The 644-nt window shown below is 45.2% G+C and carries 1 protein-coding gene and 1 tRNA gene (1 of these 2 running past the window's edge); both read right to left on the reverse strand.

Going from position 1 to position 644, the window contains the following annotated elements; all coding sequences use genetic code 11:
- A tRNA-Val gene (locus B3182_RS02765) sits at positions 1-19 on the reverse strand (it extends 146 nt beyond the left edge of the window).
- Positions 20-117: 98 nt separating this feature from the next.
- A partial coding sequence (locus tag B3182_RS02770) for a helicase-related protein (RefSeq protein WP_292751440.1) occupies positions 118-644 on the reverse strand: 527 nt, incomplete at its 5' end.

The following is a 644-nucleotide window of genomic DNA, read 5'->3' on the forward strand; positions in this document are numbered from 1 at the left end:
CCAACTGAGCTACGTGCCTGCTGTGAAGCGCGAAATTATACGCAGTCAGGCATATTTTGCAAGCGCTTTATACCGCCAATAGAACTAAGTATTTCCAAGCGTATGTATAGGTCTCTATTACAAAGCAACCGGCCCTAGCGCCATCTTTCTGACTTTATCAAGTTCATCTCTTAATTTAGCCGCTTCTTCAAACTCCAGGTTCTGTGCATGTTTATACATTGCATTTTCAATCTGTTGAATACGTTTGGCCAATTGTTGTGGAGACAGTGAGGCATATTTGGCATGTTCTTCTGCCACTTCGGCAAAGCGCAGTTTTTCCTCTTTTTTGCTTTTCGAATCATCCATGCCACCACGAATCGATTTGATAATACCCATTGGGGTAATGCCATGCTCCAGATTGTGGGCAATCTGTTTTTCACGACGCCGATCGGTTTCATCAATTGCCCGTTGCATTGAGCCGGTAATCTTGTCGGCATATAAAATCGCTTTACCATTAAGGTTTCGCGCTGCACGCCCAATTGTCTGAATCAGCGAACGGTCACTGCGCAGGAACCCTTCTTTATCAGCATCCAGAATCGCTACCAGCGAGACTTCAGGTAAATCCAGTCCTTCCCTGAGTAAGTTGATACCCACCAGCACATCAA

Source organism: Methylophaga sp. UBA4204 (assembly GCF_002379485.1).
Classification (GTDB): domain Bacteria; phylum Pseudomonadota; class Gammaproteobacteria; order Nitrosococcales; family Methylophagaceae; genus Methylophaga.